Genomic DNA, 23,027 nt, shown 5'->3' with positions numbered 1-23,027 from the left:
GCATAAAAACCTAGCGTTAAACACGCTACAATGGCGCTATTAAGGGATAACGAGCGTTTACAAACATGAGCGACATTTTGCTAACCGACGCCCAGCGCGAAGATGCTGAGCACACCTTAGAAACTATCAATGATTGGCTGCGTTGGGCCACAAGTCAGTTTAGTGGTCATGGCTTATTCTTTGGCCATGGTACTGATAATGCCTGGGATGAAGCTGTAGCTCTGGTATTACCGGCACTGCATTTACCTATGGATGCGCCGAACACGCTTCTTAGTAGCCGTTTAACCACAGCTGAAAAGCTGCATTTGAGTGTGCTGATTGCAAAACGTATTAATGAGCGCACACCCGTGGCATATCTAACCAATCAAGCATATTTCGCTGGCATGCCATTTTATGTAGATGAGCGGGTATTAGTGCCGCGCTCACCGTTTGCAGAGCTCATCTCGCAGCAGTTTTCACCTTGGGTGCAAGAGCCCGAAAATGTAATGCGTATACTCGATATGTGTACTGGCTCAGGCTGTATCGCCATAGCCTTAGCGCAGGCATTTGAAAATGCGCTGGTGGATGCTGTGGACATCTCCCCTGATGCACTGGCCGTGGCAGATATCAATATCCAGGATTATCAGCTGCAAGATAGGGTATTACCGATTTTATCCGATGTATTTAGCGGCGTAGGCCAAGAAAAGTACGACTTGATCATTGCTAACCCGCCTTATGTTGATGCTGAGGATATGGGCGATTTACCTCAAGAGTTTCACCATGAACCGGAGTTAGGGCTGGCTTCGGGTGAAGATGGCTTGGATGTGACCCGCCAGTTACTTGCTAACGCAGCGCAGCATCTAACGGATAACGGTTTATTATTTGTTGAGGTGGGCAACTCTATGGTACACATGGAAGCGCTATACCCCGAGGTACCCTTCACATGGCTTGAGTTTGAGCAGGGTGGTTTAGGGGTGTTTATGATTTCAAAAGCCGATTTAGATGCCCACTTTGGCAGCTAGATTAGCTACTAGGTAACGCCATTTTTGGAATGAGGAAAGAACATGGCAGGTAACAGTATAGGGCAGCTATTTAAGCTCTCTACCTTTGGCGAAAGCCACGGGCCAGCGCTAGGGGGAGTGGTCGATGGCTGCCCACCAGGGCTGGAGCTTAATGAGGCTGACTTACAACACGACTTAGACCGGCGCAAACCGGGGCAAAGCCGCTACACTACGGCGCGCCGAGAGGCGGATGAGGTGAAAATTCTCTCTGGGGTGTTTGAAGGCAAAACGACCGGCACCAGTATTGGCCTGGTGATTGAAAACACCGATCAACGCTCCAAAGACTACAGCAAAATTAAAGATGTGTTTCGCCCAGGCCATGGTGATTACAGCTATTGGCATAAATATGGTGTGCGTGATTACCGTGGTGGGGGGCGCTCTTCAGCCAGAGAAACCGCTATTCGCGTCGCTGCGGGGGCAATAGCGAAAAAGTACCTGAAGCAATTTCACGGTATCGAGGTGCAAGGGTGCTTATCGCAACTAGGGCCTATTAAAGCGCAGCAGTATGATTGGAATGAAGTGCATAACAATGCTTTTTTCTTCCCTGATGCCAGTCAAATTGATGCCCTTGATGAGTATATGCGAGATTTAAAAAAGCAGGGCGACTCCATCGGCGCAAAGGTCACGGTCGTGGCTAAAAGTGTGCCGGTAGGTTTGGGCGAGCCTGTGTTTGACCGTCTTGATGCAGAACTGGCGCACTCATTGATGAGCATCAACGCGGTTAAAGGGGTGGAGATTGGTGATGGCTTTGCCGTGGTCGAGCAAAAAGGCTCTCAAGGTCGCGATGAGCTCACTCCACAAGGCTTTACCTCTAATCATGCTGGCGGTGTGTTAGCGGGCATCTCTACCGGCCAAGATATCGTTGCCAGCATCGCCCTCAAGCCCACGTCAAGCATTACCGTGGTGGGACAGAGTATTAACACTCGCAATGAGGCGGTAGAAATGATCACTAAAGGCCGTCATGACCCTTGCGTAGGTATTCGTGCGGTGCCTATTGCTGAGGCGATGATGGCCATTACCTTGATGGACCACCTATTGCGTCAACGGGCGCAAAACCCTCATGTGGCCCATGAGTTTGGGCCTATCCCAGGGCAAAAATAAATAAAGTGACGCAGCCAACAGGGCTGCGTTTTTACTTTACCTCGCAAAATCCGTACAATCCTGCGGTGTTTTTGTTTTCAATTTTGTTATGCACCACGTTGATGAATTAATCGCGCTATTTGAGCGCACGTTTTATGCGGATTACACCACCCGCTTGGTGCGCGGTGAGGACGAGCCCATTTACTTGCCCGCAGACGAACAGTGCGGTTATCACCGGATTGTCTTTGCCCATGGATTTTTCGCAAGTGCTCTGCATGAGATTGCTCATTGGCTTGTTGCCGGTGCTGAGCGCAGAACTCGTGAAGACTACGGTTACTGGTACTGCCCTGATGGTCGCAGTAAAGAGCAACAACAGGCATTTGAGCAGGTGGAAGTGCATCCACAAGCAATTGAATGGGCGTTGTCTTTGGCGGCGGGTTTTCCCTTTAATGTGTCAGCGGATAATCTCGGAGGAGAACAAACCTGCCGATTTCGTTTTCAGCAACGGGTGTACGAGAAGTTAGTCAGGCTTATTGAGCAGGGCTTTAATGCTCGCACTGAGCGCCTATTGCAAGCCTTGAGTCAGCATTATCAGCAACCTTACCCACTGACGCCAGAGCGGGTGCAGTGGCAGGGTATACAGGAGCAACACGATGCGCTTTAAACTAGGTTTAATTGTTAATCCCTTGGCTGGGCTTGGGGGGTCCGTTGCGCTTAAAGGCAGTGACGGTGCGCAGACAGCAGCCAAAGCCATCGCCCTTGGCGCCGAGCCGAAAGCGAACCTACGTACCCGTGCGGCCCTCGAGCAGCTCCTCGCGTATCGCGAGCAACTGTGTATTTACACTGTCAATGACTCCATGGGCGAACAAGTCGCCAAAGAGCTCGGCTTTGATGTTGAAGTGGTGTATCACAGTGAGCGCTCAACCACGGCTCAAGACACTGAGCTGGCGGCAAAAGCGTTGCAGGCTATAGGTGTGGATTTATTATTGTTTGCCGGAGGCGATGGCACCGCCAGAAATATCTGTCATGCCATTGATGATACGCTGCCGGCGCTGGGCATTCCTGCGGGCTGTAAAATTCACTCAGGCGTGTATGCCATTACCCCAAAAGCGGCGGGTAGGGTGGTTGAAATGCTGGTTAAAGGTGAGCTGGTGACCCTCAGCGAAAGTGATGTTATGGACATTGATGAGCAGGCTTTTCGCCAAGGTGCAGTGCGCGCCAAGCGCTACGGCGAGCTGCGCGTTCCCAGCGAGTTACGCTATGTGCAAGCAGTGAAAAATGCCGGCGGTAAAGAAGTCGATGAGTTAGTACTTGCTGACATCGCAGCCTTTGTGGTCAGCGAGATGGATGAACAATACCAGTACATTATGGGTTCAGGCTCAACGGTTGCGGCCGTCATGGAAGAAATGGGCCTAGAGAACACCTTGCTAGGGGTGGATTTAGTTCAAGATCAAGCGTTAATCGGGCAGGACATGACCGCGCAGCAGTTGCTCAGTGCTGTCGAGCAGGCGCCAACCAAACTGGTTATTACCCTTATTGGTGGCCAAGGACATTTATTCGGTCGAGGCAACCAGCAACTGAGCCCAGCGCTTATTCGCGCTATAGGAAAAGACAATATCATCGTTGTTGCTACGAAAAGCAAACTGCAAGCGCTGCAAGGGCGGCCATTGGTTTGCGATACCGGCGACAGCGAACTGGACGACGAATTATCCGGTTATATACAAATAACCACAGGCTTTAATGACCATGTGCTCTACGCCGTGGGCCACTTTGAGGAGTAGTAATGTCTTACACACAGTATGTCGATGCGGCACAGCAGTTTTTTGATGATTTGGTTGATAATGCCGATGACGATCAGCTCTTCGCGGGCGGTTATCTGCGCGGCCACTTTGATTTGGCTGTCGGTTATGCACAGGTAGAGAACTTGCCGTTAACCCCAGATGAGCTCAACCAACAGGTGGAAGAAAGCTTGGTAAAGGCCTATCAAAATGGTGAGCTGGATGACACCGACCGAGATCATGTGGTGGTGATTTGGGAGCAAGTTAAGGCGCTTGCCAACTAGCCCCATAGCGTTACACGAATACCTAAAAACACCAGCTAGCTGGTGTTTTTGTCTATATAGCCTTTATGGGCATTTTGCAGTAGTCTGCACAGTGGAAATTGCGTGGCGGATGTTCACGCACTCGCTTTAGCTAAGGAGTGATAATGAATAATAATAACGGTGACCAGCAAGGAGCTGCACCAACTGGCGCTATCGCGCGCTTTTTAAATACTATTGAGCATGTGGGGAACAAGTTGCCCGATCCGGCAATGATTTTCTTGTTCTCTATGTTACTGATTTGGGTGCTTTCTTGGGTATTCTCAGGCGTTACCTTTGATGTCATTGACCCGCGCACTAATGCGCCTATTGTGGTTAATAACCTACTCACCGGCGATGCTTTGGCTGGCTTTCTCGCCTCGATGGTGAAGACCTTCACCGGCTTTGCGCCATTAGGTGTGGTGCTGGTGGCGATGCTCGGTGTTGGCGTTGCTGAGCACAGTGGCTATATCAATACCGGCATTAAGCTGATGCTTAAACGCACTCCGCAAGCCTTACTTACACCAATGATTATTTTGGTCGGTATTGTATCGCATACCGCGACAGACGCGGGCTACGTATTAGTGATCCCACTTGCCGGGGTTATTTTCTACGCCATGGGGCGTCACCCATTGGCGGGTATCGCAGCGGCATTTGCCGGTGTGAGCGGTGGCTTTAGTGCTAACTTTATTCCCTCAGGTATCGACCCGCTATTACAAAGCTTTACCCAAAGTGCGGCGCAGATCATTAACCCAACAATGGAAATCAACCCGCTTAACAATTACTACTTTACCTCAATGTCGAGTATCTTCATTGTCTTGGTGGGGTGGTACATCACCGACAAGATTATCGAGCCACGGTTAAAGAACTCTCCGGTTGATGGTAACACCGATGAATTGCCGGCTTTTGAAACGGCGACCTCGAAAGAAAAGAAAGCCTTCTTTATTGCCACTGCCGTGATGCTAGCAGGCTTGGCGCTGTTAGCGTATGTAGCTAGTTTAGGTGACTCACCACTGCGCGCCGAAAATGGCAAGCTGGCTGATTTTAGCGCACCAATCATGCAATCCATCGTACCGCTTATTTTCTTATTGTTCTGGATCCCAGGGGCGGTGTATGGCTTTGTTGCCGGTACTTTCCAATCCTCAAAAGACATGGTGATGGCGATGACCAAAGCCATGGAAGGGATGGCTTATTATGTGGTGATGGCGTTCTTCTGTGCACTATTTATTGCCGCATTCGCACAGTCTAATCTGGGTGCATTACTGGCGATTGAGGGCGCAGCAGTGTTGAAAGCCTTGTCCTTGCCAAGTGGCGTGACTATTGTCGGTATTATCTTTTTAACTGGCTTTGTAAACTTGTTTGTCGGCTCAAGCTCGGCGAAATGGGCACTACTTGGGCCTATCTTTGTACCAATGTTAATGCAGCTTAATATCTCTCCTGATTTAACTCAGGCTGCTTATCGTGTTGGTGATTCAAGCTCAAACATTATTACGCCATTGATGCCTTACTTCCCGCTGGTGGTGGTGTATTGCCAAAAGTATGTGAAAAATACCGGTATAGGTACGCTGATAGCGATGATGTTGCCTTACTCTATCGCCTTTTTGATTGGCTGGAGCATCTTCTTGCTAGCCTATTGGGGCTTAGATATTCCATTGGGTATTCAATCTTCGTATACCTATGGTTAAGGGGTGAGCCCAGCAAAAAGGCCGCGATATTCGCGGCCTTTTTTGTGTGAGTGGCTTAGTTAAAACGCCACGTTAAGTTGGTGTATACGTAGCGTCCACGGGGGTTATGGATAGACGATACATAACCGTAAAGGTCAGAATCACCATCGCCAATGGCAAATGGCGGCTCGTCGTCAAAGAGGTTATTCACACCCACAGATACGCGTACTGCATCATTGATGTGATAAGCACCTTGAATATCAACGAGGGTTTGCGAGGCAACATCACGAGAAGTCTCGGTGTCGAAATCCAGGTTACCATCGAAGTCGATATCCGGTGTGTCCTCGAATGAACCGATATAGCTGATATTCATATTGACGTTGAAGTCGTTGAACTCCCAGTTCGTGCTAAACAAGCCACGGTGTTTAGGATACTCGTACTCGCCAATATACTCGCGGTCATCTTTGTTGAACTCATGCATGTAAGACCATTCAAGATTAAACTTCAATAGCCCCATGTCGGCAAGGTCCATGCTGTAGTTGGTTGATAAATCAACCCCTGATGCTTCTTGTGATGAGACGTTCTCAAAGGTGCTATTGACGGTTTGAATAACGCCTAGCGCCTCGCCATTGGCCGGTGGCAAGCGTACACACACGGTGCTGTTTTGATCGTTACAGTGCGTGTTGTAAATCATACCGAAGTCTTGCTCGTCGATTTTGTTATCTTGTTCAATGCTCCAGACATCAACAGAGATACCTAAATCGGTGGTGGGTGCCCAAATAGCACCAACGTTCCAAGACTCAGACTCTTCAGCTTCTAAGTCTGGGTTACCAGCAAACTCGATATTGTAATCAAGTAGATCGCAATCTTGTCCGGTGGCTTGACAGCGATAGGTATCGACGAAGAATTGGCTTTCTTCTGATGGGCCTAGACCGATCTGCGCCAAAGACGGCGCGCGGAAGCCTTGTGCCCATGAACCACGCAGGGAAAACTCATCACTAGGCGCCCATTTCAAGGCAACCTTAGGGTTAGTGGTAGAGCCAAAATCACTGTAGTCATCGTGACGACCGGCTAATTGCAACTCTAAGTCATCGCGCAGAGGAATGGAGAACTCCACATAAGCCGCCCACTGGTCACGCTCTGCGGCGGCAGAGACGGACTCAGTACCAAAGATAAGGCCGCGCTGGAATTGATCGTCAGGCACATCGCTGACATCTTCTTCACGGTATTCAAGACCTGCAGCCATCATCACCATGGCATCGTTAAATTCGAACGCTTCACCACTGATACTGGCATCAAAAGAAGTCATATGCGACTCACCACGGCGCACTAAGCTGGTGGTAATGCGGTCAATCACCGCCGGATCGTTTTGGACACCGCCGAAGGGGTTATAGTTACCGGCATCAATCTCCTGCTGTAGGAAATCAACACGGACCCAACCCATAGAGCGATCGCCCGTTTGCTCTGACTTTGAGCGGCCTTTTTGCGCGGCCACTTCCCAGTCCCAGTCGTTGATCACACCGCGCAAGCCAGCTACGAAGCGCAGTGTATCAGACTCGATATCCCAACGGCGAGGACCCGCATCAACAGTACGATAACGACCAATTTCAATGTCTTGTCCGAACGGGTTGTTAGGGTGGGAGCCCGGAACGGTAAGGCCTGCGTCTTCATCAAGTGGTGTTGGTGCACCACCGGCTTCAGAGGTGTTGTGCTGCGCTGCAATTTCCAAAAACGCAGTGATATCGTTATCGAAGTTGTAATCAAACTGAGCAATGGCGCCTACGCGCTCTGCAGGAGGCGTGATAAAACCGTACGGACCATAGTCAAACAAACAGCTGCCACTGGCGGTGGCACTCTCGGGTGGACAGTTCGGGTCGATAGTCTTTTCACCATTGACGTAAAAGTAGCCCGGGAACCCACGTGATGAACGAAAATCCATGCCACCATAAGGCGCTTGGTTTGCGGTACCCAGTTTACCCATTTCTGCAGACTCTAAACCGGTATTCTTAAAGTAGTCCAGAATCACCGACGCACTGCCTTTATCACTGGTTGTGCCCCATACTAAACTTGCAGTGGTTTCATCATAATCGGGGCCGGTCGTTTCTCCGTAGCCAAGGTTGATTTCAATCCCTTCAATGTCTTTTTTCAAAATTACGTTCACTACCCCAGCAACAGCGTCTGAGCCATAAATGGCCGATGCGCCGTCCTTAAGGATATCGATACGTTCAATGGCTGATACTGGAATCGAGTTGATATCGACAAAAGAATTGGTGATGCTCTCGGCGAAGGCGCTGATGGCGACTCGGCGGCCATTAATAAGCACCAAAGTGGCATCCGGTCCCAGCCCCCGTAAGCTAACAGCGGCGCCGCCGTTTGCGGTTGAGTCTTGGTTGTTGCCGCGAGTAGAGAAGGTGCCATTACCGGCTACAGGCATACGTTCTAGCAATTGTTGCAAGTTGTCGTAGCCCATATTGGCAATGTCTTCTTTACCAATGCTTTGTACTGGCGACGGCCCTTCCATATCGGTGCGCTTAATACGCGAGCCAGTGACTTCTATTCGTTCTACGCCTTCACCACCGGTTTCGTCAGCGCTGGCAACAGAGGGGAGGGATAACGCAGCAGAGCCTAAAGCGAGGCTTAGGGCAGTGCGCACAGTGCACGGAGTAAACTTTCTCATCCTGAAATCCTTGTTGTTATGTTTCCTAAAGGGAAACTTTTAGTTGTCTTAAATACATTTGCTAGAGACACCTAAGCCAATCGGCGTGGGCAAACGGCTGCATACTCAGTCAATGCGTGAGGAGTCGCCAAGAGAATCCTTTTAGCTTCCCGACTTACGGGGATGGAGTATGTCTACACGTCGTTGATTAACAATCAGTTAGGGTGACTGTCGTGAATCAAGCAAACAACATAAGATTAACATTCTTTACAAGAATTTGGCAATGACCTATTAGGGGTAATTTGTAATAAAATTTGTTATTGACCAGTGATTTAGCTGAATGCCAACTGAAGGTGATAAGTAAGGTGTTGAATTTAAGAGGGATTTCTTGAGTAATAAAAAAGCGAGCTAGAGCTCGCTTTTATCTGACTTTATGTTTCATTGTGCGCTCTTTTTCTCGAGCCCAATCTTTATCTTTGGTATCAGCACGTTTATCGTGCATTTTCTTACCTTTGGCGAGGTGGAACTCCAGTTTCACCCAGCATTTTTTCCAATACATAGCGGTGGCAACAAGCGAGTACCCTTCGCGTTCGGTTGCGCCAATAAGACGGTCAATTTCACGCTTATTCAATAGCAGCTTGCGATAGCGCATCGGATCACACACTGTGTGTGTCGAAGCACTATTAAGGGGCTGAATCTGACTCCCCAATAAAAACGCTTCACCGTTTTTAATATGAATATACGTTTCCGAGATATTGACCTTACCGGCACGGATACTCTTTACTTCCCAGCCTTGTAGTTCAACGCCAGCTTCGAATTTATCGTGTAAAAAATACTCATGGCGCGCTTTTTTATTTAGCGCGATGGTATTTGAGGTCGATTTTGCGGTTTTTTTCTTTGCCATAACGTCGCCATTATACTGATTGTCTGTGTATTTACATCATTTTTTTGCTTAGCGCTCAATGAATAAAGGGAGTTTTCTGGTTTTGCACAGGGTACTTGGGGCGCTCAAGAAAGCTTGCTAGAATTGCGGCTATTGTGAGGAGAGGTTATGCCCCAGATAGAAAAGTCAGCGCTGGTCATGTACAGCAGCCAAGAAATGTTCGACTTAGTGAATGATGTCGACGCGTACCCGCAGTTTTTGCCCCATTGTAGCGACTCGAAAGTCTTTGCTCAGGGAGACAATACCATGCGTGCCGGTCTGGAGATTTCCAAGGCTGGTTTAAAAAAGTGGTTTACCACAGAAAACAAGCTCGATGAGCAAGCATATACCATTGCCTTACAGCTGGTGGATGGCCCTTTTAAGCACTTACATGGTCATTGGCATTTTAAGCCTCTTGATGAGCATGCTTGTAAGGTCAGCCTGAAATTGGAGTTTGAGTTCGCGAGCAAGCTAGTGGAAATGGCTTTTGGCCGTATTTTCAATGATGTAGCTAAAAATATGGTAAAAGCGTTTACCCAACGAGCCAAGGTCGTTTATGGGGAGCGGGCATGATTGAAGTCGAAGTCGTGTTTGCACTGCCGGACAAAGCCACCACCCTACGGGTGGAGATCCCTAAGGGCAGTACCGCAGAAGAAGCCGTTTTGAAGTCGGGCATCGTTGACAAGTGCCCTGAGATTGACATGGCGAACTTAACCTTAGGGGTGTGGAACCGCACCTGCAAGCTTGATACTGAGCTCAAACAAGGTGACCGGGTAGAAATCTATCGCCCACTTATTGCTGACCCCAAAGAGGCTCGCCGTCGTCGTGCGGAAAAAGCCAAAGAAGAGGGGCGCGCCAATAAAGTGACCGGTGGTAAAGTCAAAGAATAGCGCGCAAAGCGCTGATGGCGGGCTTTCTTACGCCGTGGTGGTTGTGCTCGGAGCACCGAATGACCGCTTCGGGCAACTGAGTGACATCGCTCGAGCCCGGGGAGAGTATGCGGCTAAGCTCTATCATCGTTTAAATAGCCAAGGTCAGACGCATGTGCTGTGCACGGGTGGCTTTGGGGAGCACTTTAATCAATCACCCTGGGCTCATAGTGCGCTTCAACAGCAGCACTTAATAACCCAAGGCGTCGAGCCCAAAGCACTGCTTGCGCCAACGATGAGCCGCTTTACCTTTGAGGATGCATTGCTTAGTCAGCCAGTGTTGGCAAGCCATGCAAGGGCTCGCTTACACATCGTTACTTCTGGTTTTCATTTAGCACGAGTGGCGAGCATTTTTGACGCTTTATATAGCCAGTACAGACGAACTTACCATGGTTGCAAAACGCCTGTGAGTGCGAGCCAATATCAGGCATTGCTGGTTCATGAACGAAAGGTTATGGCTCGGGAGCTGCGTAACATTGCCGCTTGGCGAGCAGGGAATTAAAAAACGCGGCATGAAAGCCGCGTTTTTACAACGTAAGAGTCCAAGTTGTGAGTCTATTACGTATCACCTATGAGCGTTTATTGCTCCAAAGGAGTGTTAAATTGTTCTGGTTGCTCGTAGTCGTCAGAGATAACTCGGGCGAGTTTTTGGTCTTCAAACTCAAGCGTAAGCTGCTTGCGTTGTTCGTTTTTACGGCCCAAGTTAAATACATATAGATAGTGCCAAGTGTCGTCGTCGAACGCATCTTCGGCAACTGGTTTACCCAACACGAACAACACTTGCTCGCGGGTCATATTAACGCGAAGCTGATCCACGTCAGATTGCTCTAAAAAGTTCCCTTGGGGAATGTTAATGCGGTAGACCCAACTAGAGCATGCGCTTAGAATACTGCATGACAAAACTACGGCTACGGCCAGCGAATACGGTTTTAACCACTGCATGTTCGTTTATCAGTCCTTATTAATTATTGTTAGCATGATACCTATTGTGCACTGAAGGTAAAGCGTCAAATGCTACATCAGACCGCCGCGAAGGCAAATAGTTTTATAGAAAGTGAAAGTCATCAGTGGTGGTGGTTATATATCGTACAGACACGTCATAACCATTGGTACACAGGCGTAAGTAACGACGTTGTAAAGCGCTTTGAGGCTCATCAGCAGGGTAAAGGGGCTAAGAATTTACGTGGCAAAGGACCGTTATCACTCATTTTTGCGACTCCAGTTGGCTCACGCAGTGACGCCTGTAAGCTAGAATGGCAAGTAAAAAAAATGCGTCGCGCAACGAAAGCCCATTTTATCGCCACTACCGATAATTATGCGGCGGCTATTATGGATGCGCTACAGCCTGACACTGCCTAGTGAGTAGAGCGCGACTAAATTGCGCTAGCATGGGCAGCGTAGCTTGATAACGCGCTTTGTTGATATGCTCGAAGGTATCTTCAGGGCTGTGGTAATGCTTATCTTCTGCTGCGGTTATAAATATTGCCGCAATCCCTCGGCGCAAAAAGGCATAGTGATCACTGGCGCGGCGCCAATCGGTGATGTTTTTCCCCAAGCGGCGATTAATGCTTCTTCCCGAGCGCACTACACTGAGTTTTACTGGGCTGTTGATTAAGCTTTGCTTTGCCGCTGCACACATTTTATGTGGCGCGTATACGAACAATCTGCTGCGAGCGTTGGTTAGATTCAGCATGTCGAGGTTTAAGTTTGTATACAGGCGCTGCGCAGGCTGAGTTTCGACAAAGTGCTTGGCCCCATGCAGGCCTTGCTCTTCGCCATCAAAGGCGACAAAAATAATTTGCTCTCTCATGGCTTGCAGTTGCTGCGCTAAGTACAGCAGGGCAGCGACTCCTGAGGCATTATCGTTGGCTCCTGGATAATAGCGCTGACCATGGCGGCCGAGATGATCATAATGAGCACTGATCACTAAACAGCGGGTTTGGCATTCGCTGGTAAAGATGTTAATGCCTTGAGTGTTGGCAAAAAAACCACTTGTAAAAGAGAAACCAGCGCGTTCAGTGCGATAACCTAGCTCGGTGAGACGCTGAACAATATACTGTTGAGCGAGCTTACTCGGCGCTGAGCCTGTTTTTCGTCCCGCCAATGCCGGGCTAGATAAATAGGCGATATCATCTTGCCAGTTTGTCGCTGAAGCGCCAGAGCTCAGCGACAACATCAAAATAAGCCATGTGTATTTGCTCATCGATTACTGGCAACTAAATTCAGCGCTGCCAGCTTACCGCGATAGCGTTCTTTATCATACTTAAACTGCGCGCGCTGATGTGCCATTGTGAGGTGCTTGCGTGCGGCTTTAATATCGCCCATAAGGTAATAGGTACGCGCCAGTCCAAAGTAGCTCTCATGCATGCGTCCGTCTAACTCACGGGCCTTGCGGAAATGCGCTAAAGCTTGGCTATATTGTTTCTTTACAATGTCTTCATTGCCAAGGGCCACTTGGTAATAAGGGTTAGTTTTGCGTTTATTTGCCAACGCGGTTTCAATTTCTTGAGCCTGTTGCTGACGCCCAGTAAGTTGATACAAGATGGCTAAATTACCCGCTGCTGTATTATTGTTCGCATCGGCTAATAAGGCATAGTCATACGCTTGTTCGGCGCGCTGATAATCCTCGATCACCCGAAATAAGATACCGAGATTACCCCACCCGCCAGAGTAGCTTGGGTCCATCTGTGTAGCCGCTAGGAAATAACTGAACGCCTCGTTACGCTTGTTATTCACCAACGCCGCCGCCCCTTTATTGTTATAAAACATTGCTGCTACACGCTCTTTGCTGATGGTTGTGGTTTTGAAGTTGTCACCGGAGATATCTGGCGCAAAGTCAACCAGCATAGCGCCTTGGTTGTCATAAAGGTTAATGACATCGCTACGGCGCACTTTTGGCATGCGTAATTTTAAGTTGATATGGCCGGTGAGCAGGTTGTAGCCTTTGTCGAGGGCCCAATACTCGGGGATATGGACGCGTTGAAATTCACCTTCTAAGCCTAAGTGCTCGGCCATACTGAAGGCCAAAATAGACAAGGATAAGCAATTAGCGTTGAGCTGGTTATAGGTCTGCTGAGCAGTCAGCGTAGCACCACTTTGATAACGCAAACTCTTATCGCCATTATTGAGTAAGAACATAATTAAGCGTTTGGTTGCACTTAAATCACCAAAACGCGAAGCGAAGGCTTGATTGAGTTGTGCTTTCATATCGCTGTTGAGGTTGAAAATATCGTCCATGCTTTCAACAGGCAAGGCTTGAAGCTCGGGGTGGTAGGTCAAATTCACCGGCGGCGGTGGCAGGTGTGATTGCTCAGTACTGCTACAGCCTGCCAACAACAATATAAAGGCCAACAAAGATAAGCACCGCATTGTTACCTCCTACCGAAAACCTCGGTCTACAATCAACAACATATTGATTAATTATAGACCGAGAGGCAAGCATTAGGGCGCTAAATTGTTACAAATAATGAGTGTTAGCGCTTATCAAAGCTTGCCACTAACGCATCAAGCTGCTCTGCACATTCGTGCAAGGTCGTGACTGTGGCTTTCACATCGGCGCTTTGCATGGCGATAGCGTCACTGGCACTGCTGATCAGTTCAACTTGTCGGCTCACATCACTCATTACCGAGCTTTGCTCTTCCGTCGCGGTGGCAATAATAGTGGTAATGTCGTTAATTTGTTCGCTAGCTTTGGCGTTATCATTTAGCAGGGTGCTGCTTTGCTCCATAATTTCAACACTGCGCAGCGCGCCTGAACGGGCTTGCTCCATACGCGCCACCATATTGTTGGCAGAGTCGTTAAGGCTATCGATAGTGCGTTGAATCTGTGCCGTGGAGCTAGATGTTCTACTTGCTAACGCGCGCACTTCATCAGCGACAACGGCAAAGCCTCGGCCGTGTTCACCAGCGCGGGCAGACTCAATCGCTGCGTTTAGCGCCAGTAAGTTAGTTTGCTCGGATATTCCCGTTATGGCACTGACCACATCGGATATTTCTGAGGTTTTGGCGACCAACTCTTGCAGCTCTTCGCTCATTTGCTCTACGCCTTGGGCAAGGCTGTTTATTTGTGCCAGTGCATCGGCTACTTGGGTACGATTAAACTCATTATGCTGTTGCCCTTCGGCAGTGAGCGAGGCTGCACTAGCGGCGTTGTTGGCTATCTCTGCAACCGTGGCTTCCATTTGGTTTGCAGCCGTTGCTACACTGATCGTTTGCTGCTTTTGTTCCTCTAGCGAACTGGCTTGAGCACCGGCTTGCTGGCGCAACTCGCTAGCGCTGTGGCCGACCTGTTGGCTTTGCTGTGCGACCGCTTTAATCGCATTGTCTATTTTCGATAAAAACTCATTAAATCCGCTGGTGAGCTCGCGCAGCTCGGGTTGACGCAGGGTATCAAAACGATGATCTAAGCGTGCTTGCCCTTGCCCAAGCTCAATAAAGCGTCGAGCGATGTCTTTAATAGGGGCAGTAATATTCGTTGCTAAAACAAACCCAGCCACACACATTAACGCTGCAACGACGATGGAAATCATAACAATCTGCCACATTAGCGCATTGACACTGGCAAAGACTTCATCTGTAGGGACTTGGGCAATAACGTACAAATCGGTATTAGTGATAGGGCTGGCGGCAACAAAGTAGTCACTTTGGTGCAGGTTGAGTTCAGTGATCGCAAACTCATTGCCCAGTAGCGCTGTGCTTACCGGTTGTTGATAAATATCTTCTAGGGTAGCTTTGGCGACCAGTGCTGCGTCAGGGTGCAGCTGCACTAAGCCTTGGCTGTTAACTACATACACAAAGCCAGACTTTTCGATTGTGAAGCGCTCGAGCATCTGCTGCATGTCATCAATACTTTTCGCCAGGCCAGACAGTCCAAGTCCGCCGACTTGCTGGTAATTGACGAACATTTTCACGTCCCCTGGGGCTTCTTGATAAATGCTGATAGAGCGGGGCTGTGCACTGTCTTTAAAAGCAAAAAACCAGCCGTCTTGCTCAGCAGTGAGGACGCGTAAAAAGCCGTCTTGATTCCAATATTCGCCGCTGTTGCGGTTAGCCCAAGAGGCAGTGGCTAAATCATATTGTTGTGCGACTTGTTGCAACTGCTGAATTAGCAGGGCGTCATCGGCGCGTCCTTGGGTTTGCGCCCAACGCGCCACCATAGCGCTGCTAGCTAGCTGCTCACTGGCATTGAGCAGGGTGTTAATCTCGTTACTGATATGGTTATTAATGGCTTCTACTTTAGCGGGTAACTCGGAGTGGAGCATGCGCTCGGCAATAGCCTGTTTAGCACTATACAGTGAAATGGAGCCAATAATGGCCGCCACTACGATGGCAATAAACGAGGCCAGTAGCGTGACTTTTTGGCGAATTGTGAGTTGAGCTAGCTTCATACAACTTTAGGGCAACAATAAGTAGGTTAAGATAATTCTACCCGCTGCAATAAAAAAAGCCCAGTGCAAAGCAGCTGGGCTTGGCTTCTAACAAGCGAAAGGGTTATACAATTTTCTTCATGGCCGACATATAGCCTCGCAGTACACCACCAACTTGCTCGACCGGGTGAGCGCGCAGTGCATCATTGACTTGGATCAGCGCTTGGTTATCAACGCCTAAATCTTGGCTATCTAGGCCTCGACCGATGACGTCGGTGTCAATATTCGCCATAAAGGGTTGCAGTAATGGCAAGCAAGCATGGTTGTATAGGTAGCAGCCATACTCTGCCGTATCAGAGATAGTGCGGTTCATTTCGTAGAGCTTCTTCCGTGCAATGGTGTTGGCTATCAATGGTGTTTCGTGCAGTGACTCATAATACGCAGACTCTGCTTTGATACCCGCTGCAGTCATCGTTTCGAACGCCAGCTCAACGCCGGCTTTCACCATGGCAACCATTAAAATTCCATTGTCGAAAAACTCTTGTTCAGCTATTTCCACGTCACTATTTTGTTGTTTTTCAAAGGCGGATTGCGCTGTTTGCTCGCGCCAATTAAGTAATTTAGTGTCGTCTTCGGCCCAATCGGCCATCATGCCTTTGGAGAATTCGCCGCTGATAATGTCATCCATGTGCTTGTTATAGAGCGGGCGCATAATCGTTTTAAGCTCCTCACTTAAAGCAAAGGCTTTCAACTTGGCAGGGTTACTTAAGCGGTCGAGCATGTTGGTAACGCCACCATGTTTAAGGGCTTCGGTGATCACTTCCCAGCCATATTGGATGAGCTTGGATGCGTAACCAGCGTCAATGCCTTTTTCGACCATTTTATCAAAGCACAATAGTGAACCGGTTTGTAACATGCCACACAAAATAGTTTGCTCGCCCATCAAGTCGGATTTTACCTCGGCGACAAAAGAAGACAGCAACACCCCAGCGCGATCGCCTCCGGTGCCTGCCGCATAGGCCTTCGCTTGTGTTAAACCTTTGCCTTCAGGGTCGTTTTCTGGGTGTACAGCAATGAGTGTAGGGACACCAAAACCACGTTTGTATTCCTCTCGTACCTCAGAGCCCGGGCATTTCGGCGCCACCATGATCACGGTGATGTCATCGCGAATTTGTTGACCTTCCTCAACGATATTAAAGCCATGAGAATAGGCCAAAGTTGCGCCTTGTTTCATCAGTGGCATGACCTTTTCCACGACGCTGCTATGTTGCTTATCTGGCGTTAGGTTAAGCACTAAATCAGCGTCTGGGATCAGCTCCTCGTAAGTCCCGACGATAAAGCCGTTTTCACTGGCATTTAAAAATGATTGACGCTGTTGTTCAATAGCAGAATCACGCAGTGCATAGCTTACGTTCAAACCTGAGTCACGGAGATTAAGGCCTTGGTTGAGTCCCTGCGCACCACAACCGACAATCACGAGTTTCTTCCCCACTAATGCATCGACACCGTCGCTGAACTCACTGCTGTCCATAAATTCGCATTGACCTAATTGAGCCAATTGCTCTCGCAGAGACAGGGTATTGAAATAGTTTGCCATGGTTAAATCCTTGAATAAAAAATTGCTGCACTTTGAAAAGTCATTGCTAGAGAATGTAGGTCACTTTTTATGTTGCGTAAAATGATATATTTGTATTACTGTGTTTCATAATATGAAATGCTGGAAAGTAATATGCATCATAAACAGTTGGAATATTTTTTAGCCTTGGCGGAGACCTTGCATTTTGGCCGTGCCAGTGAACGCTGCTATATCAGTGCACCGACGCTGAGTCGTAATATAAAGCAGTTAGAGCAGCTGTTAGGTGCCAAGTTGTTTATCAGAGACAATCGTCAAGTGGCGCTGAGCGATGCCGGTGAGCATTTCATCACCTACGCGAAAAATACGTTGATGCAGTGGCAACAGCTAAAGGCTAGTTTACATGGTGCGAAGGAGCTCCAAGGAGCGCTGAGTATTTATTGCTCGGTCAGTGCCGCGTATAGTTTTTTACACCCGTTATTAAGTGCTGTGCGCGAACGTTATTGCGGCGTCGAAGTAAAGCTGCATACCGGCGACCCTGCTTATGCGTTAGAACGTGTGTTGGATCACCATGAAGATATGGCTATCGCCGCTAAACCAGCGAAGTTACCCGCGCAAATTGCCTTTCGCCGCCTAGGGTGGTCGCAATTAGTATTTATTGCTCCTAAAACACCGTGCGATATCAGTCGTCAAGTGGCTAACTCACCTTCCATTCCTTGGCAGCAACTGCCTTTTATTATTCCTGAGCAAGGAGAGAACCGTACCCGACTAATCAGCTGGTGGCGAAAGCGGCGTATACAACCGCCTATTTATGCGCAAGTCAGCGGTCACGAGGCGTTGGTCTCTATGGTATCTTTGGGGTTGGGTGTTGCGCTAATTCCTCAGGTGGTGTTAGAAAATAGCCCATTTGCACAGAGCGTGCAGATCTTAAATGTGGACAATGCGCCACCGCCCTTTGAAATAGGTTTAGTCGCGCAACAGCGCCGTTTAAGTGAATCAGTACTCGGTGCATGTTGGCAATTGGCGGCGCAACTGAAATAATGCCTAAGTGCATTCACTATCGGTTCTATAAGCGTGATTAAAAGGACGCAATTTGTGAATGATTGTAATTATTGCTGATCTGTTAAAAGGGTGTTGCTAGCATGTCGAGACGTTTAATTTAGGGGTGATCTATGCTTGGCACGCACAGTCGACTATTGGCTATGTTTCTGATCGCTGCGGTGTTTAGCGCGCCGTCGGCACGAGGTGAGGAAGTCGCGCTAAATCAGTGGCATGTAGGCGCTAACCTCGGCTACGGCAGCATGACCAATCCACTTCATGGTGGTGATAATCTGCCATTAATACTTATCCCCGATATCGCATACTATGGCGAGTCTTGGTATTTTGACAATGCGCAACTAGGCTACACCTTTGTTGAACACTCCGAACATGTGCTTAGTGTCGTCACTGAATTTAACCCTGAAACCCGTTTTTTTGTTGATTGGCACCCGAGCCGCGTCTTCGCTTTACAAGGGAATTCTTTCGCTAGTATGGAGATGGATGGCCCACGGGTCGTTGATATTCACGATGTACGAAAGCGTCAGTGGGCATTAGATGTAGGCTTGGAGTACCATTACTTTTCCAGCGCCGGGCAAGTCACCGTTAATGCGCTGGCGGATACCACCAGTGTCTATAATGGTTGGCGCGCGGATATTAGTTGGCGTAACAGTTATCGTATGCAGCGGTGGATCGTCGAACCGACGGTGGGTATCAAGTACGCTAATGCAGAAATGAATACCTACTTTTATGGCCTACAACAGCAAGAGGTGACCGGGCTAGATGCGTTGAGCCTAGGCAGCACTTTACAGCCCTATGCCAACATTGATGTCAGCTTTATATTGAATAAGCGCAATGCGCTACGCTTTCATGTGGGTTATATTGACTACCATAGCCTAGCCAGCGATAGTCCCTTGTTTGAGGAGTCGAGCGCAGTAACGGCCTTTATTGGCCTCAAGCACGTGTTTTAATATGATCAGCGCCGTTTTTGCAGCGACCTTAGTTAATGCCATGCAACTTAGTAGTACGCTTACGCTAAGTGATACGGCATTGGTGATTGCTCCGCAATATTGTGTGGTTGCCGAAAAGGGACAGGCGTGCGAAACGGCCATGCATATCCGTTGGCAACTACCGCAAGCGATGCCGGTGTGCTTGCGCGAGAACGAGCGAACCTTGCAATGCTGGCAAGACCAACGGCAAGGGCAGTGGCAGTATAAAGCCAAGGTTCAGTTACCGGCCATATACTCCCTTACCCATGCACAAACCGGCGAATTAGTCGTAGATACCCAACTGGAACTGCAAACGATGCAAAGCTCGCGTCGGCGCTTACGTTCGGTGTGGAGTTTTTTTTAATTCAGGAGTTGGCACATGGCGAACATACTCTTAGTTGAGGACGATTTGGCTCTACAAGAGCTAACCCGAGACTATCTGCAACAGAATAATTTACATGTCGCAGTGCTGTCTCGCGGTGACGAGGTGATGGACTACCTTAGTAAACACAAAGTGGATTTAATGATTTTAGATGTCATGCTGCCAGGCAAGGATGGCTTCACTGTGTGCCGCGAAGTACGTGATAAGTACGCGCTACCCATTTTAATGTTGACCGCCAAAGGCGAAGATTTTGACCAAGTTATCGGTCTTGAGCTAGGTGCAGATGACTATGTGATAAAACCTGCTGAGCCTCGGGTGTTGCTGGCGCGTATTACCGCACTGTTAAGACGCACCCAAGAGCAAGACAAAAGCGTGCAAAGTGTCACCTTTGGCGAGCTGAAAATTGATAAAAATAGCCGTATTGTGACGTTGAAAGGGCAGGAAGTATCGCTGACCTCTCATGAGTTCGAGCTATTATGGTTACTGGCAAGCAATGCTGGTGATGTACTGAGCCGCGAATATGTACACGAACAAATGATTGGCCGACAGTACGATGGTTTAGATAGAACTGTTGATGTACGAATTTCACGATTACGCAAAAAACTAGGTGATAATAGTGATAAACCCTATAGAATAAAAACGGTATGGGGTCAGGGTTACCTGTTTGTAAGCGATGCGTGGAGTGAATAACTAATTTGGGCAAACTGTTCGTCAGCCTTTATCTATATATCATTGTATCCTTAGTGTTGGTGACCGGCGTAATCGAGCGCCTGTGGCCCGTTGATGAACAATCGACTCCGTTAGCGTTGGAGTTAGGCCATAACTTCAAAGCGCTGGCACAAAGCCCATTAGGGCGTCAATATATCCAAAGTCACTATCCTATGCGCACCATCGACAGTGGTGCCATTGCCTTGCCTGTTGAGCTACAAACACGGATCGATAATAAAGAAGCTGTGCATGTGTATGACGCCAATGAGCATCTTATTTGGTATGTCCCTGTAGGCGATTTACAGCTTTTACAAGTGGGCCCCGTACGCTTGGAAAAGCCTGAAAAAGAAGGCTTCTTTTGGCCGTATCTGTTAGTGCTCTTGGTTGTTGGTGCGCCGGTGGGGCTGTGGAGCTTCATGTTGTGGCGGGATTTTAATAAGCTCAGCGAAGCCTGTGCCGAAGTGGATGGCCGCCGCGAGTTTCAGGTCAGTGACATTGGCCGCTCGTTTTTATTGCCCATTACCGATGCGCTGCAAGTGATGCAGCGACGTATTCACAGCTTGCTAGACGCACAACGTGAACTGACATCCTCCGTATCCCATGAGTTTCGCACCCCTCTAGCGCGCCTTAAGTTTGCTTTGGCAATGGTTGAGCAGGGCGCCGATGAAAAACAGCGCAAGTACGTGCAGTCGATGACCGGTGATGTTACCGAGCTGGAAAATTTAGTCAGTGAAATGCTGCATTATGCGCGCTTGGACGCGCAAAGTCCGAGTTTAGAATCTCATCTAGTGGATTTGAATGAGCTGATGGAATCACTGGTAGACAAGCTCAATTTTGACAGCGCAATTGCAATCTCAGTAATTTATGAGCAGCCTAATTTGTATCGTTGCGATCCACACTTTATCAGCCGTGCATTTCAAAATATTTTAGGCAACGCCATTAAACATGCCCACAGTCGTATAGAAGTGCGCCTCCAAGCCAGCAAGGAGCAATGTATCATCAGTGTCGAAGATGATGGCGAGGGGATCCCTGATAGTAAACGAGCAGATATCTTTAAACCATTCATTCGCTTGGATAAAAGCCGTGATAAACGCACTGGGGGCTACGGCCTTGGTTTGGCTATATGTGGCAAAATTGTTCACTGGCACCAAGGAGAGATCAGTGTCGACGACAGTCCACTCGGCGGTGCACGCTTTACCATCACATTACCGTTCATCAAAGGCAAAACCCTTGGCTTAGACTAGCCAAATACAGACCTTGCCTTACTCGCCTTGCGGTATTAGCACAACAAGAGCGACGGCAGATACCTCCTAGCGCAGTGAATCCATCGCCTTGCTTTGCATAGGCGTTGCCTTGGCGCCATTTAACAACATCCCCAGCACGGTATATCTCACGCCGAAATGGTAGCTGATAAAACCTATCAACAACGTGGTACTAAGTGAAATAGTAAACTTGGCGAAGGTTGGAAGTAGGGTATTGCTGATTGGTATTTGCACGCACATTAATACTGGAATGTGCATAAGGTAAATCCAATAGGAAGCGTCGGAGATGTAGCGGCTATACTCATTGTATTGGTTCAGCCAGCGATAGCCCGCTAAATATACCAAAGCGGTGCAGCTTAATATGGCGAGGGTTTGTACTACAACTAACAACAGGTTGATATGCGCTACGCGAGTTTCACCGGTATTTACGGCAATCCTTACTTGCTCAAGGCTCGGTGCTTCAGGTAATAGGTAAAAATACGCGCCCACGGTTAAACAGGCAACGAGCACGAGCGGCTTAAAATAACGCAGCGCAGCTAATACGGTATTGTGGTGATGGTATAAACTTGCACCTAGCATAAACAAAAGCCCATAGGTGCAATAAGCCCAAAGTTGCGGCTGTAAGGTGTGGGGTGCAGGGAAGGGCACGACTAAGTGAGCCATCCCAGCACTTATTACAACGGGTAACGCAACCACTATAAATACCGTATTAACAACCACCTCAAGCAACTTGCTTATTAACCGCTGACTTTTATTCAGCAACCAAAACAGTGCACAGAATTGCATCAAGTACCATAAAAACCATAGATGCATAGTGTTGATCTGCGGCTCTTTCTCGGCCATCAGCAGATTTACTAACGGCGGGGGATGGTCACTGAACTCTACTCCCCATACCATTAATTGAAATAGCACCAGCAGCGTCAGTGGCAAAAAAATAACAAAGGGTAGCAGCACGCGCTTGGAGCGGTTGCGAATAAAATGACCATTGCCGCGTTTAGTCACTAAAATAGCGGCACAGAACCCAGCGATAACAAAAAACAGTGGCATGCGAAATAGGTGTGTCCACATGGCGAGATAGTCAAACAGCACATGTTTGTTGGTATCGACACTCAGCCACATATTGTGAAAATAAGGGCCATAGGCCAAGGCGGCGTGGAACACGACGCCAAGTAATAACGCTAAGCCCCGTAAATTATCAATATAATGAAAACGCTGCTGCATTCGACATTCCTAACACTTCCCTGTTCCTTTAATGCTAACACTGAGTGGGCGTGTATGACCACTGCTGAACCACGCTTATGCCATTGAAAATGAACCTCCCTCGATCAGCCTAACCCAAAATGT

Annotated in this window: 23 protein-coding genes; 15 read left to right on the top strand and 8 right to left on the bottom strand. The window is 48.5% G+C overall.

What is annotated here, in order from left to right; translation table 11 throughout:
- Window positions 1-65 precede the first annotated feature (65 nt).
- The 6 genes from prmB to PRUTH_RS07985 all read left to right on the top strand — a co-directional run bounded on the left by prmB (window position 66) and on the right by PRUTH_RS07985 (window position 5,882).
- Complete coding sequence (gene prmB, locus PRUTH_RS08010) at window positions 66-1,001, top strand: 50S ribosomal protein L3 N(5)-glutamine methyltransferase (RefSeq protein WP_022945747.1); 936 nt, start codon at window positions 66-68, stop codon at window positions 999-1,001.
- Between the two features lie 42 nt (window positions 1,002-1,043).
- Window positions 1,044-2,141, top strand: coding sequence for a chorismate synthase (gene aroC, locus PRUTH_RS08005; RefSeq protein WP_022945746.1), 1,098 nt, complete (start codon window positions 1,044-1,046; stop codon window positions 2,139-2,141).
- A gap of 88 nt (window positions 2,142-2,229) precedes the next feature.
- Window positions 2,230-2,784 (top strand): elongation factor P hydroxylase, encoded by a 555-nt coding sequence (locus tag PRUTH_RS08000; RefSeq protein ID WP_151173007.1) that lies wholly within the window; start codon window positions 2,230-2,232, stop codon window positions 2,782-2,784.
- Window positions 2,774-3,901 (top strand): ATP-NAD kinase family protein, encoded by a 1,128-nt coding sequence (locus PRUTH_RS07995; RefSeq protein ID WP_151173006.1) that lies wholly within the window; start codon window positions 2,774-2,776, stop codon window positions 3,899-3,901. The genes PRUTH_RS08000 and PRUTH_RS07995 overlap by 11 nt, the downstream gene beginning before the upstream one ends.
- Window positions 3,902-3,903: 2 nt before the next feature.
- Window positions 3,904-4,182, top strand: a complete 279-nt coding sequence (locus PRUTH_RS07990) for a YfcL family protein (RefSeq protein ID WP_151173005.1) — start codon at window positions 3,904-3,906, stop codon at window positions 4,180-4,182.
- 143 nt (window positions 4,183-4,325) lie between these two features.
- Window positions 4,326-5,882, top strand: coding sequence for an AbgT family transporter (locus PRUTH_RS07985; RefSeq protein WP_151173004.1), 1,557 nt, complete (start codon window positions 4,326-4,328; stop codon window positions 5,880-5,882).
- 55 nt (window positions 5,883-5,937) lie between these two features.
- Here the strand turns inward: PRUTH_RS07985 and PRUTH_RS07980 are convergent, their stop codons facing one another.
- Together PRUTH_RS07980 and smpB are read right to left on the bottom strand one after the other, a co-directional pair.
- A complete protein-coding gene (locus tag PRUTH_RS07980) occupies window positions 5,938-8,538 on the bottom strand; it encodes a TonB-dependent receptor (protein WP_151173003.1) in 2,601 nt (866 codons plus the stop codon).
- A gap of 400 nt (window positions 8,539-8,938) precedes the next feature.
- On the bottom strand, window positions 8,939-9,421 hold the full coding sequence (gene smpB / locus PRUTH_RS07975; RefSeq protein ID WP_022945740.1) for an SsrA-binding protein SmpB: 483 nt from the start codon (window positions 9,419-9,421) through the stop codon (window positions 8,939-8,941).
- 147 nt (window positions 9,422-9,568) lie between these two features.
- On the opposite strand from smpB, the gene PRUTH_RS07970 reads away from it, so the two are divergent.
- From PRUTH_RS07970 to PRUTH_RS07960, 3 genes are read left to right on the top strand one after another with little or no spacing between them, the layout of a single operon-like run.
- Window positions 9,569-10,012, top strand: coding sequence for a type II toxin-antitoxin system RatA family toxin (locus tag PRUTH_RS07970; RefSeq protein ID WP_022945739.1), 444 nt, complete (start codon window positions 9,569-9,571; stop codon window positions 10,010-10,012).
- Complete coding sequence (locus PRUTH_RS07965; protein WP_022945738.1) at window positions 10,009-10,329, top strand: RnfH family protein; 321 nt, start codon at window positions 10,009-10,011, stop codon at window positions 10,327-10,329. The genes PRUTH_RS07970 and PRUTH_RS07965 overlap by 4 nt, the downstream gene beginning before the upstream one ends.
- Window positions 10,310-10,870: a YdcF family protein gene (locus PRUTH_RS07960; protein ID WP_151173002.1), complete on the top strand. Its 561-nt coding sequence runs from the start codon at window positions 10,310-10,312 to the stop codon at window positions 10,868-10,870. The genes PRUTH_RS07965 and PRUTH_RS07960 overlap by 20 nt, the downstream gene beginning before the upstream one ends.
- 77 nt (window positions 10,871-10,947) lie before the next feature.
- On the opposite strand, the gene PRUTH_RS07955 is transcribed toward PRUTH_RS07960, so the two are convergent.
- Window positions 10,948-11,310, bottom strand: coding sequence for an outer membrane protein assembly factor BamE (locus PRUTH_RS07955; protein WP_022945736.1), 363 nt, complete (start codon window positions 11,308-11,310; stop codon window positions 10,948-10,950).
- 69 nt (window positions 11,311-11,379) lie between these two features.
- On the opposite strand from PRUTH_RS07955, the gene PRUTH_RS07950 reads away from it, so the two are divergent.
- The gene (locus PRUTH_RS07950; RefSeq protein ID WP_022945735.1) at window positions 11,380-11,727 is read left to right on the top strand and encodes a GIY-YIG nuclease family protein; all 348 of its coding nucleotides are present in this window, start codon (window positions 11,380-11,382) and stop codon (window positions 11,725-11,727) included.
- Here the strand turns inward: PRUTH_RS07950 and PRUTH_RS07945 are convergent.
- The 4 genes from PRUTH_RS07945 to ilvC form a co-directional block, all read right to left on the bottom strand.
- Complete coding sequence (locus tag PRUTH_RS07945; RefSeq protein WP_151173001.1) at window positions 11,696-12,571, bottom strand: M28 family peptidase; 876 nt, start codon at window positions 12,569-12,571, stop codon at window positions 11,696-11,698. The two genes, PRUTH_RS07950 and PRUTH_RS07945, sit on opposite strands and share 32 nt — an antisense overlap.
- Window positions 12,568-13,737 (bottom strand): tetratricopeptide repeat protein, encoded by a 1,170-nt coding sequence (locus tag PRUTH_RS07940; protein ID WP_026111222.1) that lies wholly within the window; start codon window positions 13,735-13,737, stop codon window positions 12,568-12,570. Before PRUTH_RS07940 ends, PRUTH_RS07945 begins: the two co-directional genes overlap by 4 nt.
- Window positions 13,738-13,841: 104 nt before the next feature.
- Window positions 13,842-15,755 carry a methyl-accepting chemotaxis protein gene (locus PRUTH_RS07935; RefSeq protein ID WP_151173000.1) on the bottom strand — a complete coding sequence of 638 codons (1,914 nt, stop codon included), beginning with the start codon at window positions 15,753-15,755 and terminating at the stop codon, window positions 13,842-13,844.
- Between the two features lie 103 nt (window positions 15,756-15,858).
- Window positions 15,859-17,331 (bottom strand): ketol-acid reductoisomerase, encoded by a 1,473-nt coding sequence (gene ilvC / locus PRUTH_RS07930; protein WP_022945732.1) that lies wholly within the window; start codon window positions 17,329-17,331, stop codon window positions 15,859-15,861.
- Between the two features lie 132 nt (window positions 17,332-17,463).
- On the opposite strand from ilvC, the gene ilvY reads away from it, so the two are divergent.
- The 5 genes from ilvY (at window position 17,464) to PRUTH_RS07905 (ending at window position 21,665) form a co-directional block, all read left to right on the top strand.
- Window positions 17,464-18,348 carry an HTH-type transcriptional activator IlvY gene (ilvY, locus tag PRUTH_RS07925; RefSeq protein ID WP_151172999.1) on the top strand — a complete coding sequence of 295 codons (885 nt, stop codon included), beginning with the start codon at window positions 17,464-17,466 and terminating at the stop codon, window positions 18,346-18,348.
- A gap of 131 nt (window positions 18,349-18,479) precedes the next feature.
- Window positions 18,480-19,313, top strand: coding sequence for a MipA/OmpV family protein (locus tag PRUTH_RS07920; RefSeq protein ID WP_151172998.1), 834 nt, complete (start codon window positions 18,480-18,482; stop codon window positions 19,311-19,313).
- Window position 19,314: 1 nt separating this feature from the next.
- Window positions 19,315-19,695: a DUF3019 domain-containing protein gene (locus PRUTH_RS07915; protein WP_022945729.1), complete on the top strand. Its 381-nt coding sequence runs from the start codon at window positions 19,315-19,317 to the stop codon at window positions 19,693-19,695.
- A 15-nt stretch (window positions 19,696-19,710) separates the two neighbouring features.
- On the top strand, window positions 19,711-20,403 hold the full coding sequence (locus PRUTH_RS07910) for a response regulator (RefSeq protein WP_022945728.1): 693 nt from the start codon (window positions 19,711-19,713) through the stop codon (window positions 20,401-20,403).
- Window positions 20,404-20,408: 5 nt separating this feature from the next.
- Entirely contained in the window at window positions 20,409-21,665 is a 1,257-nt protein-coding gene (locus PRUTH_RS07905) for a sensor histidine kinase (protein ID WP_151172997.1), read from the top strand.
- A gap of 66 nt (window positions 21,666-21,731) precedes the next feature.
- On the opposite strand, the gene PRUTH_RS07900 is transcribed toward PRUTH_RS07905, so the two are convergent.
- Complete coding sequence (locus tag PRUTH_RS07900; protein ID WP_151172996.1) at window positions 21,732-22,904, bottom strand: acyltransferase family protein; 1,173 nt, start codon at window positions 22,902-22,904, stop codon at window positions 21,732-21,734.
- Window positions 22,905-23,027 lie beyond the last annotated feature (123 nt).

The organism is Pseudoalteromonas ruthenica, assembly GCF_008808095.1.
GTDB classification, from domain to species: Bacteria; Pseudomonadota; Gammaproteobacteria; order Enterobacterales; family Alteromonadaceae; genus Pseudoalteromonas; species Pseudoalteromonas ruthenica.
Note: the sequence above shows the minus strand (reverse complement) of the source record. Positions and strands in the feature narration are given on the sequence as shown.